Source organism: Pseudomonas sp. WAC2 (assembly GCF_030403525.1).
Taxonomy (GTDB): Bacteria; Pseudomonadota; Gammaproteobacteria; order Pseudomonadales; family Pseudomonadaceae; genus Chryseomonas; species Chryseomonas luteola.
The window spans coordinates 105,776-118,209 of sequence record NZ_JAUEPD010000009.1; the positions used below are offsets into that span (position 1 = coordinate 105,776).

The 12,434-nt window shown below is 54.3% G+C and carries 14 protein-coding genes; 10 read left to right on the forward strand and 4 right to left on the reverse strand.

The window, feature by feature from the left end:
- Window positions 1–56 precede the first annotated feature (56 nt).
- The 3 genes from QWJ10_RS18725 (at window position 57) to QWJ10_RS18735 (ending at window position 2,276) form a co-directional block, all read left to right on the forward strand.
- Entirely contained in the window at window positions 57–1,025 is a 969-nt protein-coding gene (locus tag QWJ10_RS18725; RefSeq protein WP_010797742.1) for a radical SAM protein, read from the forward strand.
- A gap of 72 nt (window positions 1,026–1,097) precedes the next feature.
- Window positions 1,098–1,700, forward strand: a complete 603-nt coding sequence (locus QWJ10_RS18730) for a DUF4823 domain-containing protein (RefSeq protein ID WP_074827447.1) — start codon at window positions 1,098–1,100, stop codon at window positions 1,698–1,700.
- 9 nt (window positions 1,701–1,709) lie between these two features.
- Window positions 1,710–2,276, forward strand: a complete 567-nt coding sequence (locus tag QWJ10_RS18735) for a DUF1285 domain-containing protein (RefSeq protein ID WP_122043044.1) — start codon at window positions 1,710–1,712, stop codon at window positions 2,274–2,276.
- Window positions 2,277–2,309: 33 nt separating this feature from the next.
- On the opposite strand, the gene QWJ10_RS18740 is transcribed toward QWJ10_RS18735, so the two are convergent.
- On the reverse strand, window positions 2,310–3,962 hold the full coding sequence (locus QWJ10_RS18740) for an electron transfer flavoprotein-ubiquinone oxidoreductase (protein ID WP_289928916.1): 1,653 nt from the start codon (window positions 3,960–3,962) through the stop codon (window positions 2,310–2,312).
- Between the two features lie 440 nt (window positions 3,963–4,402).
- Between QWJ10_RS18740 and QWJ10_RS18745 the strand changes: the two genes are divergently transcribed.
- The 7 genes from QWJ10_RS18745 (at window position 4,403) to QWJ10_RS18775 (ending at window position 10,022) form a co-directional block, all read left to right on the forward strand.
- Window positions 4,403–5,152 (forward strand): electron transfer flavoprotein subunit beta/FixA family protein, encoded by a 750-nt coding sequence (locus QWJ10_RS18745; protein WP_289928917.1) that lies wholly within the window; start codon window positions 4,403–4,405, stop codon window positions 5,150–5,152.
- Window positions 5,152–6,087 carry an FAD-binding protein gene (locus QWJ10_RS18750; protein ID WP_010797747.1) on the forward strand — a complete coding sequence of 312 codons (936 nt, stop codon included), beginning with the start codon at window positions 5,152–5,154 and terminating at the stop codon, window positions 6,085–6,087. Before QWJ10_RS18745 ends, QWJ10_RS18750 begins: the two co-directional genes overlap by 1 nt.
- 146 nt (window positions 6,088–6,233) lie before the next feature.
- On the forward strand, window positions 6,234–6,590 hold the full coding sequence (locus tag QWJ10_RS18755) for a DUF4398 domain-containing protein (RefSeq protein WP_289928921.1): 357 nt from the start codon (window positions 6,234–6,236) through the stop codon (window positions 6,588–6,590).
- Window positions 6,587–7,402 (forward strand): OmpA family protein, encoded by an 816-nt coding sequence (locus QWJ10_RS18760; RefSeq protein ID WP_289928924.1) that lies wholly within the window; start codon window positions 6,587–6,589, stop codon window positions 7,400–7,402. The genes QWJ10_RS18755 and QWJ10_RS18760 overlap by 4 nt, the downstream gene beginning before the upstream one ends.
- 185 nt (window positions 7,403–7,587) lie before the next feature.
- Complete coding sequence (locus tag QWJ10_RS18765; protein ID WP_010797750.1) at window positions 7,588–9,027, forward strand: PLP-dependent aminotransferase family protein; 1,440 nt, start codon at window positions 7,588–7,590, stop codon at window positions 9,025–9,027.
- Between the two features lie 59 nt (window positions 9,028–9,086).
- The gene (locus tag QWJ10_RS18770; RefSeq protein WP_289928926.1) at window positions 9,087–9,443 is read left to right on the forward strand and encodes a hypothetical protein; all 357 of its coding nucleotides are present in this window, start codon (window positions 9,087–9,089) and stop codon (window positions 9,441–9,443) included.
- Window positions 9,444–9,452: 9 nt separating this feature from the next.
- On the forward strand, window positions 9,453–10,022 hold the full coding sequence (locus QWJ10_RS18775; protein WP_289928929.1) for a hypothetical protein: 570 nt from the start codon (window positions 9,453–9,455) through the stop codon (window positions 10,020–10,022).
- Between the two features lie 17 nt (window positions 10,023–10,039).
- Here QWJ10_RS18775 and QWJ10_RS18780 read toward each other — a convergent pair whose 3' ends face one another.
- The 3 genes from QWJ10_RS18780 to QWJ10_RS18790 are packed head-to-tail and all read right to left on the reverse strand — an operon-like array spanning window position 10,040 to window position 12,426.
- Complete coding sequence (locus QWJ10_RS18780; RefSeq protein WP_010797753.1) at window positions 10,040–10,207, reverse strand: DUF2897 family protein; 168 nt, start codon at window positions 10,205–10,207, stop codon at window positions 10,040–10,042.
- Window positions 10,208–10,255: 48 nt separating this feature from the next.
- Window positions 10,256–11,032, reverse strand: a complete 777-nt coding sequence (eutC, locus tag QWJ10_RS18785) for an ethanolamine ammonia-lyase subunit EutC (protein ID WP_010797754.1) — start codon at window positions 11,030–11,032, stop codon at window positions 10,256–10,258.
- Window positions 11,032–12,426, reverse strand: a complete 1,395-nt coding sequence (locus QWJ10_RS18790) for an ethanolamine ammonia-lyase subunit EutB (RefSeq protein WP_289928931.1) — start codon at window positions 12,424–12,426, stop codon at window positions 11,032–11,034. Before QWJ10_RS18790 ends, eutC begins: the two co-directional genes overlap by 1 nt.
- Window positions 12,427–12,434 lie beyond the last annotated feature (8 nt).

Sequence of the window (12,434 nt, forward strand, 5' to 3'; positions counted from 1 at the left end):
TAAAACGTTCTCGACCCAGATATCTTTTTTCTCTGTTAAGCAGTTGGAGTTCAAGCATGATCGTTGACCGTCAGGGTCGAGCCTTTCGCAACCTACGGATCAGCTTAACCGCTGCATGCAATTATGCATGTACATATTGTGTTCCCAATGGGAAACGCCTCGTAGCGGCTCAAGATGAGTTATCGGCTGATGCCATGGCTCGTGGTGTTGAATACCTTATTGAGGCTGCAGGCATCGAGCGTCTGCGTATTACTGGTGGTGAGCCACTGGTCACTCCCAAGTTCGAGCCTTTCTTGCAGGCGGTTTCCGCCTTAAAGCTCAAAGACATTAGTCTTACCACTAACGGCCAGCTGCTGGCTAAAAAGCTGCCCATCATCATCGACAACGGGGTTCGCCGTCTGAACGTCTCTCTGGATACGCTCGATGCGGAAGCCTTCCCTGTACTCGCGCGGGGAGGCGACCTGAAGACGGTGCTTGCAGGTCTTGAAGAAGCCCGTCAGGCAGGACTTAAAATCAAGGTCAATATGGTCCCATTGCGTGGCCAGAATCTTGATCAGATATTGCCGCTGCTCGAATACTGTCTCGAGCGCGGCTTCGAGTTACGGTTTATCGAGCTGATGAGGATGGGGCATCTCGCGCGTGATCCCAACGGCTTCCAGCAGCAGTTCGTACGGTTGGCAGAGCTTTTAGAGATCATCGGTGCGGTCCATCCCTTTGTACAGGCTGATGCGCCTGTAGACGCCACTGCCTTGCGTTATCAGGTAGAGGGTGGGGGCTACTTCGGCGTTATTGCGAATGAAAGCGTACCTTTCTGCCGTAGCTGTTCGCGTCTACGCTTGTCTTCAACAGGTTGGCTGCATGGCTGCTTGTCATCCAGTAATCGCCACTTTGTTGGTGATTTGCTGGATAAGCCCCGTCATTTAGCGCTTCCGGCGCTACAGCGGTTGCTGGTCAAGGCCTTGGGCGATAAGCAGGACGTTGCGTTCTCTGGTGGTGTAACGGTGATGAAGATCATCGGGGGCTAGCGTATAGATTGGCCTGGAAACTGCTAGACGCGTGTCAGCGCCGGTTTTTCGTCGCCGGTTCAGGAGAAAGAGATGCGTCGTTTCCTCGCCATTTGTGCGATTGTATTGTTGTCCGGTTGTATGAATGTCAGCGATATGGCTGCTGGTACTACTTATCACCTACGGGATGCTGGGTTTCTTGACTACAGCCATACACAGCGATTGAACAACTTCCGGTTGCAGCCGGACTCTTATATCTATATCGCACAAGGTGCGTTCGTGCCGCCAGGGCATCCCTATGCCAGGCCCAATGTCGTAGCGGAACAGGCCTTTAATGGTTTCGTGGAATATTTTCCACGGGTACGTCGTGCCAAAGGGCCCATTGGATTGGACGAAGCCATACTCGAGGCACGTAACCTGGGGGCTCACTATCTGCTGTATACCCGCTTTGCAGCCGCTGATGATGCCATTGGCAACTGGCAGGAGTGGGAAGATCAGGAAGCGTTGGATCGAGTAGGTCGGGACCGCAGTGTGGTTCAGGTCATGCTGATCGAAACGGCAACTTATTATCTGGTCGATACGGCCCGTATTCGCAGCCGGGGCGGTTTCCTGACATTTTACAATGAGAAACCCGAAGACCTGCTAGCGCCTCCGCTTGCGGAGTATGCTCAGCATCTGTTGGGTTTGACGCGATAAGGAGTGTTCATGAGTGAGTCGCATAAGGTTGATGACCTGATCGCCCAGTTACCGAACGGGGAGGGTAAGGCATTGCCGCCGGTTCATTCATGGAATCCCCCCTTCTGTGGCGATATCGACATGCGTATCGCGCGCGATGGCACTTGGTTTTACCAAGGCTCTGCTATAAATCGACCTGCCATGGTCCGGCTGTTTTCAACCATCCTGCGTAAGGATGAGCAAGGCTATGTGTTAGTGACGCCTGTTGAAAAGGTAGGTATTCAGGTTGAGGATGCTCCCTTTGTGGCCATTGATTGTGATGTACAAGGTCAAAGGCAAAATCAGGTTTTGTGCTTTACAACCCAAGTAGGCGATACGGTGGAAGCCAATGCTGATCATCCCTTGCGCGTGGTCATTGATCCTAGTACGCAAGAGCCTTCGCCATACGTGCTTGTAAGGGATCGCCTCGAAGCCTTGATTCATCGCAATGTCTTCTATCGGCTCGTCGAATGTATGTCGCTGGAACATTATGAGGGGGCGATGTGGCAGGGCCTATGGAGTGGCGGGGCGTTTTTTCCGGTGGCTCGGCAGGACTGAAATAAGAAAGGGCTCCCTGGGGAGCCCTTTTTGTTACATGTTAGGGTAGTTGGGGCCGCCAGTGCCTTCTGGCGGTACCCAGGTGATGTTTTGGGAAGGATCCTTGATATCACATGTCTTACAATGCACACAGTTTTGGGCATTGATCTGGAAGCGTTTCTTGCCGTCTTCCTGCGTCACAACTTCGTATACACCAGCTGGGCAATAACGTTGCGCAGGCTCGTCGTAGAGCGGAAGATTGCGGTCGATCGGAATGGACGGGTCCTTGAGCTTCAGGTGAACAGGTTGGTCCTCTTCATGGTTGGTATTGGAGAGAAACACCGAGGACAGTTTGTCGAAGCTGATTTTGCCATCAGGCTTGGGATAATCGATCCGTTTGGATTCAGACGCCTTTTTCAGGCAGGCATAATCAGGCGTTGTGTCATGCAGCGTAACGGGTAACTTGCCGCCAAACAGGTTCTGCTCGATAAAATTAAAGGCGTTGCCCTTTATTGCTCCATATTTATGGATGGCAGCGCCGAAGTTGCGGCTCTTGTAGAGCTCCTCGTACACCCAACTGTTCTTAAACGTATCCAGATAACGGGTCAGCTCATCGGCTTCACGCCCGGCTACCAGGGCTTCGGCAATGGCTTCAGCGGCCAGCATACCGGTTTTCATCGCCGTGTGGCTGCCCTTGATCTTCGAGAAGTTGAGCGTACCGCCGTCACAACCGATCAATGCACCGCCTGGGAACGTCAGTTTGGGAAGTGAGTTCAGGCCGCCCTTAGTGATGGCGCGAGCGCCATAAGATACACGCTTGCCGCCCTCCAAATATTGCTTGATTACCGGGTGATGCTTGTAGCGCTGAAATTCATCAAAGGGCGAGAGGTAAGGGTTGCTGTAGGACAGATCCACGATCAGGCCCACTACGACCTGGTTGTTTTCCAGGTGATAGAGGAATGAGCCACCCGGGTTATCATCGTCTAGCGGCCAGCCTGCTGTATGCACAACAAGGCCCTGCTCATGCTTGGCAGGGTCGACATCCCAGATTTCCTTGATGCCTATCGCGTAGTGCTGCACATCGGCATGGGCGCCCAGGTTGAAACGCTGACTTAATTGCTTGCCAATATGCCCACGGCTACCTTCGGCGAATAGGGTGTATTTGGCACGTAGTTCCATGCCGGGCGTATAGTAGCCTTCCTTGGGGTTTCCTTCGCGGTCTACGCCCAGGTCGCCGGTTACGATACCTCGCACGATGCCGTTCTCATCAATCAGGGCCTCCTGCGCAGCGAAGCCTGGATAGATTTCTACACCCAGTCCTTCAGCCTGCTGGGCTAGCCAGCGGCACAGGTTCCCAAGGGAAATGATGTAGTTGCCTTGGTTGTGCATGGTCTTGGGGACAAGAAAGTCGGGCAGCTTCCTAGCACGTTCGGCGTCCTTGAGCAGGTAGATATCGTCGCGCTTGACTGGCGTATTCAGCGGGGCACCCAGTTCCTTCCAGTTGGGGAACAGTTCATCGAGTGCGCGCGGCTCGAACACGGCGCCAGAGAGAATATGAGCACCGACCTCGGAGCCTTTCTCTACAACGCAGACGCTGATTTCCTGACCGGTCTCAGCCGCCTTTTGCTTCAATCGGCAGGCAGCGGAAAGGCCTGCCGGGCCGGCGCCGACAATAACAACGTCGAACTCCATAAATTCGCGTTCCACGGACAGTCTCCTCAAGGCATTGATGCTAGTTATATTTTGGCGGCTGTAATAAAGAAAAACATTATATAGGGGTCTTTCCAGAGGTCCAATACAAACGTTTGTTTGAATTTTCTCTCGGACTGGTACATTCTGCTTGTGCTGCCTCCAGAAGCGGCTAGGGTTATGTCGGGTAACTGCCTGTTTGCATTATGGCTTGGTTAAAAAAGCGTTCGGACGGCCTTTGCTAAAGGCAAGTACCCTTTAACTGTGATGCCTTTAGCCTATCGCATTTCCTTCTGGCAGCACGCCGACTTGCCTTGGAGCGTTGACCCTCTCGACTGATGCAGTCAACATACGGCGGTTAATGGTTATTTGTAAGCCGAGAGCCGTTATTTGGTCGATTCGATCGGCTAGGCCTGCCTGGCTACCGTATTTATTCACTACAGAATAATGAGGAACTCATGAAGGTTCTTGTAGCTGTAAAAAGAGTGGTGGACTACAACGTCAAGGTCCGCGTCAAACCCGATAACTCCGGTGTTGACCTGGCCAACGTCAAGATGTCCATGAACCCCTTCTGTGAGATCGCCGTTGAAGAAGCGGTGCGCCTGAAGGAAAAAGGTATCGCTACCGAAATCGTGGCCGTGTCTGTAGGTCCGACTACTGCACAGGAGCAATTGCGTACGGCGTTGGCTCTGGGAGCGGACCGTGCCGTTCTGGTCGAGACCAATGAAGAGTTGAGCTCGCTGGCGATTGCGAAGCTGCTCAAGGCGGTTGTCGACAAAGAACAACCCCAGCTGGTTATCATGGGCAAGCAGGCTATTGACAGTGATAACAACCAGACGGGTCAGATGCTGGGTGCACTCACCGGCTTTGCCCAGGGAACCTTCGCTTCCAAGGTCGAGCGTGACGGTGACGTATTGAACGTGACCCGCGAAATCGATGGAGGGCTGCAGACCGTTGCTCTGAACCTGCCTGCTATCGTGACCACTGACCTGCGCTTGAACGAGCCGCGTTATGCCTCGCTGCCAAACATCATGAAGGCCAAGAAAAAGCCGCTGGATGTTTTAACGCCGGACGCTCTGGGTGTTAGCACGGCTTCGACTGTCAAGACGCTGAAGGTGGAAGCACCGGCTGGCCGTCAGGCAGGTATCAAGGTGAAGTCGGTTGCTGAACTGGTCGAAAAACTCAAGAACGAAGCGAAGGTGATCTGATGGCTATTCTGGTCATTGCCGAACACAGTAATGCTGCGCTCAATGGCGCAACGCTCAATACCGTGGCTGCAGCCAAAGCCATCGGTGGTGATATTCATGTTCTGATCGCCGGTCAGAGCTGCGGTGGTGCGGCTGAAGCTGCTGCCAAAGCCGAGGGCGTTTCCAAGGTGCTGGTTGCCGATAATGCTGCTTACGCCTACCAGTTGCCAGAAAACGTGGCGCCGTTGGTTGTTGAGCTGGTTAAAGGCAATGGGTACACCCACGTACTATCGCCAGCCGGTTCGAACGGCAAGAATTTCATGCCACGTATTGCTGCGCTACTAGACGTGGATCAGATTTCCGAGATCATTTCGGTAGAAAGTCCGGATACCTTCAAGCGGCCCATCTATGCCGGTAATGCGATCGCAACCGTGCAGTCATCCGCTCCGGTAAAAGTTATTACCGTGCGCGCTACTGGTTTTGATCCGGTTGCTGCCGAAGGTGGTTCTGCCGCTATCGAAGCGGTTTCTTCCGTACAGGATGCAGGTATTTCCCGCTTCGTGAACGAAGAATTGGCCACGACAGGTCGCCCGGACTTGGGCGCTGCGAAAGTGGTGGTATCGGGCGGTCGTGGTTTGCAGAACGGTGATAATTTCAAAATTCTGTACTCCCTGGCAGACAAGTTGGGTGCTGCCGTAGGCGCTTCTCGCGCAGCGGTGGACGCAGGCTTCGTACCCAACGACATGCAGGTTGGTCAAACGGGCAAGATCGTTGCGCCGCAGTTGTACATTGCGGTAGGCATCTCCGGTGCGATTCAGCACCTGGCCGGTATGAAAGACTCGAAAGTCATTGTGGCCATCAACAAGGATGAAGAGGCGCCAATCTTCCAGGTGGCTGATTATGGACTGGTAGGTGACCTGTTCGAGTTAATCCCTGAGCTTGAAAAGTCGATATAAGCAATAGCCTCCTAAAAACCCGCTCGATCGAGCGGGTTTTTTATTGGGTAGATTTTTGTTGACGGACAAATGCCTTTCAACATGACAAAATTCTGGTTTTAGGCAGCGTCATAGAGCTGTCGCCTGACTCTGCAGGAAACCAGATAGTGAAAAAATCTTATTGTTGGGCAGCTTCTGTTTTGGCCCTTTTGCTTGCCGGGTGCGCCAACGATCCCGCACCATCCGAGCAAATGAAACTAACCATCCAGGCATTCGACCAAGCCCATAACATTGGGGCGGATGACTCCATTCCTGAATACAGCCTCGCCAACGACAAGCTTGAACGGGCCCGAAAAGCCATGCGGGTTGAAGATTACAAAAAAGCTCGTGTATTGGCGGAACAGGCTGAACTCGACGCTCGCCTGGCCGAGGCCAAGGTACTCAATAGCAAGAGCCAGACACATGTGGATGAACTCAACAAGCAGATCGCCCGATTACAAAAGCGTTTGGAGAGTACGCCATGATGCGTTCGATACTGTCGGTGGCTGGACTTGCGCTGGCGTTTTCAATGATCACAGGGTGTACGAGCAGCAGCACCACTACTCGGCAGGCGTTACAGGACGCCAAATCCCGATATGCCACGGTCAAGACTGATTCTGACGTGCTGCGTAGCGCACCCAAGGATGTAAAAAGAGCAGAGGAAACCCTGGACAAGGCGGAGCAGCTGGCTGGCTATTGGGGAAGCAGCAAAGATGTACGCCACTTTGCCTACCTGAGCCAACGCTACAGCGATATCGCCCGAGAGCATGCAAGCCTTCGCTTGAGCCAGGACAAGGCGACCCAGTTACAACTGCAGATCGAACGCCTGCAATTGCAGTTGCGGGAAAAAGAACTCCGTTCTGCACGAGAGCGTAACGTATGGCTTACCGATCAGCTGTTTAACCTGGGTACGACTCAGACAGAGCGCGGTCTCGTCATGACGCTGGGCGATGTGTTGTTTGCTCCGGGGCGATCACAACTCAATCCAACGGCTAATGAAACGGTTCTCAAGCTTGCCCAGTTTCTTCAAATCAACCCCAAGCGGGAGATCCGAATCGAAGGCTACACGGATAACTCCGGTGATGAGGATCGCAATCTTTCCCTCTCCAAACAGCGTGCCCATGCCGTCGCCAGGGCCTTGAGTGCATTAGGTGTAGAGGCAGGCCGCCTTCAGGTCATTGGATATGGCGAGGATTATCCGGTGACATCCAACGGGACGGCCGAGGGCCGCGCCAAAAATCGCCGGGTCGAAGTGGTGTTTTCTGACGAAAACGGTAATTTCATACCGGCACGTTGAGCGTAAACGGCAGGTTTAAACGGCCCGCCTGTCGCGCTCATGCTTAAAAGCGGCATCCCTTGTTTCATTGCCGACTGATTATCCGTTAGCACTGGCTGTATTGTCCTAAATTTACCAAGCTGTACCGGTGCAATCTGGTAAGACGATGCTACTGTTTCGGTTCAGTGACCAAGGGAATGCGTGCCATGACGAATCTGTTGCTCTATCAACGTATCGCTCATCAGTTGGCTGAAGATATTCGCCGGGGTGTCTACCAACCGGGCGAGCGCGTTCCCTCTGTTCGCAAGATGAGTCAGCAGTTGGGCGTCAGTCACGCAAGTGTTTTACAAGCTTATGCCACACTGGAAGACCAAGGGCTTATCCGGGCTCGTCCCCAGTCAGGGTTTTACGTACACCAGACGCCTGCCTTGACAGCGCCTACACCTGAAATCGGCAGGGTAGAGCGGCCAACCCTGGTCACTCGCGGTGACATTATCAATCAAGTGCTTCTGGAGTCCCGACGAGATGACGTGGTTCCTTTCGGGGCTGCCATTCCTAATGTGGATTTTCTACCTATCCGGGCCCTGCATCAGCAGATCAGCAAGGTGACGCGCTTTCACAGTCAGCGTGCGTTCAGCTATATGTACAGCCCGGGTTACGAGCCCTTGCGCCGCCAGGTTGCGATCCGTATGCGGGATGCCGGGGTCTCGGTAGCGCCTTCTGAGGTTGTTATTACCCATGGCTGTGTGGATGCCTTGCAGATGTCCCTGCGTGTGCTGACCAAACCAGGTGATCTGATCGCTACCGAATCGCCTACCTATTACGGCTTGCTGCAATTGGCTGATGTGCTAGGTCTCAAGGTGGTCGAGATTCCCTGTGACCCACAGACCGGTCTAAGCGTAGAGGCATTGCAGCTGGCCGCGCGGCAGTGGCCTGTAAAGGCGCTGGTCATGACCTCCCGGCTGAGCAATCCCCTAGGCAGTACAATGCCTGAGGCGCGTCAAAAGCAGCTGCTAAGGCTTGCCAATGAGCGAGACTTCATGATCATTGAGGACGATATCTACGGTGAATTGTTCTATGAGGTCGGTGCGACGAAGGCGTTGAAAGCCCATGATCGGAACGGCAGGGTGGTCTATTGTTCAAGTTTTTCCAAGACGATCTCACCTGGTGTGCGTATCGGTTGGGTCATTGCCAATCAATACCAGTCGGACATTCAGCGCTTACAGACCTTTACCACCCACTCTGCCTGTAGTCTCACGCAAATGGGTGTAGCGGCTTATCTTGAAAATGGCGGGTATGACCGTCATCTACGCTCCATCAGGCAGGAGTACCGCAAGAATATGACGGCGTGGCAGCTAGCCGTTCAACAGTACTTCCCTGAGGGAACCCAAATGAGCCGACCTATCGGCGGCTTCATTCTATGGGTGAGCCTTCCAGCCAGGGTCAATACGAAGGATCTCCACCTCCGAGCGTTGCAGGAGGGCATCAGCATTGCGCCAGGCATTATTTTCAGCAATACGGATCAATTCAACAATTGTATTCGGCTCAATTGCGGGATGGCGTGGAATCGACAAACCGAGCGCGCTTTGATGACGATTGGAATACTGGCCAATCAGCTCTGCCAAGAGGCTCAGGTAGCTGCTTAACGGTGTGAACTCGTTCGCCATTTTGTGAGTCTGTTTACATTAGGCGTGAAGAGGTAAAGGTGTCGATGGGCTCGACCGAGGCCGCAAGCTGGCTGCCGATGATTGGAGTGCTAGGCAATGTACCGCTGGTGCTTGTTTGGCTGACAGGGCTGCTGGTGGCTTGCCTGAAATGGCGAACGCACCGCAAGGCGAGCCTGTTATGCCTGTTGAGTATGGTCATCCTGCTTGTCTGGCTTGCAGCCTATAGCGTGCTTACGCTGGCATTGCCCGTTTTACTGCCGCTCTGGCAGATCCCATTGGCGCCAGGGTGGGCGTATGCGTTACTCAACGCCGTCGGCAACCTAGTCACCGCAGTGTGCTATGCGCTATTGCTGTGGGCCATCTTCACAGGAAGGAGTTCACGACGTTCTGCCTGAGGCTTTCTTATGGGGACTCTACGTTGGATGGTGAGTGGTCATAAGCTGTGCTGGCTGGCGCTGGTGTTGATACTCGGTGGGTGTGATAAGCCGGAAAAGGAACCGCCCAAAAAGCCAGCCGAACCGCAGGCGGCCTCTGTAGAGCAGACCGCGCCAAAGCCAGTATCGCCAGCAGCTTCCCATGCCAAGCCAGTACCGGACACTTCGGCCCGGCAGGAACCCATCCTCACCTCCCGTGTCCCTGAAAGCTTTGATGAGGAGCCTGTGCCGGCTCCTCAGCCGGACAAAAAGCCTGAGCTGGTTATTGAAAAACCAAAGCCCAAACCGGTGCCCAAGACTGTAAAACAGAAGCTTCCCGAACCGGAGGAGCCACTCAAGGTTGACCTGAGTATTCCCAAAGAACTTATCGAGAGCGCAGTGCCTGTTACAGCAGAGCAAAAGGAGCCGACGGGCATGCTTCCTCCGCTGTTCGACAAGCATGAGGAGGATGATCGATTCAACCTGAGCGGTCGAATACTAAATCGCGAACGCTCAGATGATTTCGAAGGTGCTGAGTTGCAGTTTGAGTTCAGGCGCTAAGTCACAACTTAGGATACCTAGCGATTCCGGGCATCCTTGGCGTCCATCTCCGCGTTTCGCTGACGGATCCGCTGACGCTGCTCATCGGTGAGCTCTACCTTGTTGGCCGAGCTGCGAAGCATCAACAGGCTACCTACAATCGAGCCCACCGCAATAATCAAGAAAAGCCAAGCATACCACGGCATGGTGCAGTCCTCCGTGCAAATGAAACAGTCTATGCTGCTTAGACCCGTCTAGGCAGTAGGAGTGCTTTTAAGCAAGGGTAAAACGCTATCGTCTTTCAAGTTGACCCCGGTCAGTTTTAGCTTTAAGGCCTGCTTGATCAGGTAGTCGAGTTTATGAACCGCCAAGCGGTACGGTAGCCCCTCGGGCCGTACATTGGAAATACAGTTACGCTCGCTATCCATACGTCCGCGGCGGGGCTGGTAGGTAACGTATAATCCGAGGCTGTCAGGCGATGTAAGACCAGGTCGCTCTCCGATCATCACGATTACCAGCTGGGCATTGAGCCGCTCTCCAATCTCGTCACCCAAGGCCACGCGGGCTTGCTCGGCAATGACCACGGGTATTTGGGACCAGTCGGTATCGAAACGCTCCTTTAGTAGCTCAAGTATGGGAACTGCATGGCTACTGGCCGCAAAGGACGACAGCCCGTCGGCAATGACGATAGCGATGTCTGGGGCAGGCGCTTCAGCCATTAACTGCTCACGGCTGGCGATATCCAGCATTCGGCCATGATCCGGGCGTAATAGATACTGCTGCCGATCCGCAGCCTGGCTGTGTACATGAATCGTGCGAAAACCTTTTGACTGGAGTTGCTCGCTCAGCATATGGACATCCAGCGGATGGTGTACGGCATCTCTTGCTTGCGCATGAGCCAGGCCGAATCGAAGTACTTCCGCCGTGGGGAGGCTTGAGCCAACTCGGCCCAATGCTATACGTGCCGACGTATGGGTGCGCAGTTCGTCCCAGGGGTTTGTCTGGACCAGCGTAGGTTTGGCGGTCGTCATCATGCGGCTCCCGGCAGGTGGGGCAGGGCACGTAGCAGCTGGTGCTCGCGGTTGATGTCTCGTAGCTGTCCGGAGGGCTCTGTAATTGACATGCGGGTCAGCCAGGCTTCAAATTCGGGAGCACGCCTTAAATCCAGTACGCTCCGCAGATAAAGTCCGTCATGAAAGGAAGTGCTCTGGTAGTTGAGCATAATGTCGTCAGCGCCTGGAATGCCCATGATGTAGGTCAACCCGGCGACACCCAAAAGCGTCATGAGTGTGTCCATGTCATCCTGATCCGCTTCGGCATGGTTGGTGTAGCACACGTCGCAGCCCATCGGGACGCCCAGCAGCTTGGCGCAGAAATGGTCTTCAAGGCCGGCCCGGATGATCTGCTTTCCATCGTAGAGGTACTCGGGACCGATAAAGCCAACCACCGTATTGGTCAGCAGCGGTTTGAACGTCCGCGCGACCGCGTAAGCACGTGCTTCGCAGGTCTGCTGGTCAACACCATGGTGTGCGCTGGCAGAGAGGGCACTGCCTTGACCTGTCTCGAAATACATGACGTTATCGCCCAGCGTGCCCCGCTTGAGTGAACGGGCCGCATCATGCGCTTCCTGTAACAGGCTCAGCGTTACACCAAAGCTATCGTTGGTCTTTTGCGTGCCGGCAATGGATTGAAAGACCAGATCAACCGGGGCGCCTTTTTCGATCGCTTTGATTTGGGTGGTGATGTGGGTCAGTACACACGTCTGCATGGGAATATCAAAGTGCTGACGCAGCTCATCCATCATCTCCCACAGCGGCGTCAACGTTGAAAGCGAGTCACTGGCCGGATTGATACCGACAACGGCATCGCCTGCACCGTAGAGCAAGCCATCCAGCATGCTGGCCGCAATGCCTTGCAAATCGTCAGTAGGGTGATTGGGCTGCAGGCGCACCGAAAGATGGCCAGGTAAGCCTATCGTATTGCGGAAGCGGGTTATGACCTGGCATTTTTTGGCTACCAGGATCAGATCCTGATTGCGCATCAGTTTGCTGACAGCGGCGGCCATTTCAGGCGTGATGCCTGGCGAGACCGCTGTCAGGGTTTTGCTGTCCGTACTGTCGAGTAGGAGCCAGTCACGAAAATCGCCTACGGTGAGATGACTGATAGGGGCAAATGCAAACGCGTCGTGACTGTCGATGATCAGGCGTGTTACGTCGTCTTGCTCGTAGGGAATCAAGGCCTCCTCAAGAAAGCGTTTGAGCGGGACATCCGCCAACGCGATCCTGGCAGCCATACGCTCCTCTGCCGAGCCGGCCGCAAGCCCGGCCAGTTCGTCACCCGAGCGCGCCGGACTGGCCTTGGCCAGAAGTGTCTTGAGGTCTTCGAAGCGATAGGCCTGATGGCCGATGATGGTCTGGTAGATCATACACACTC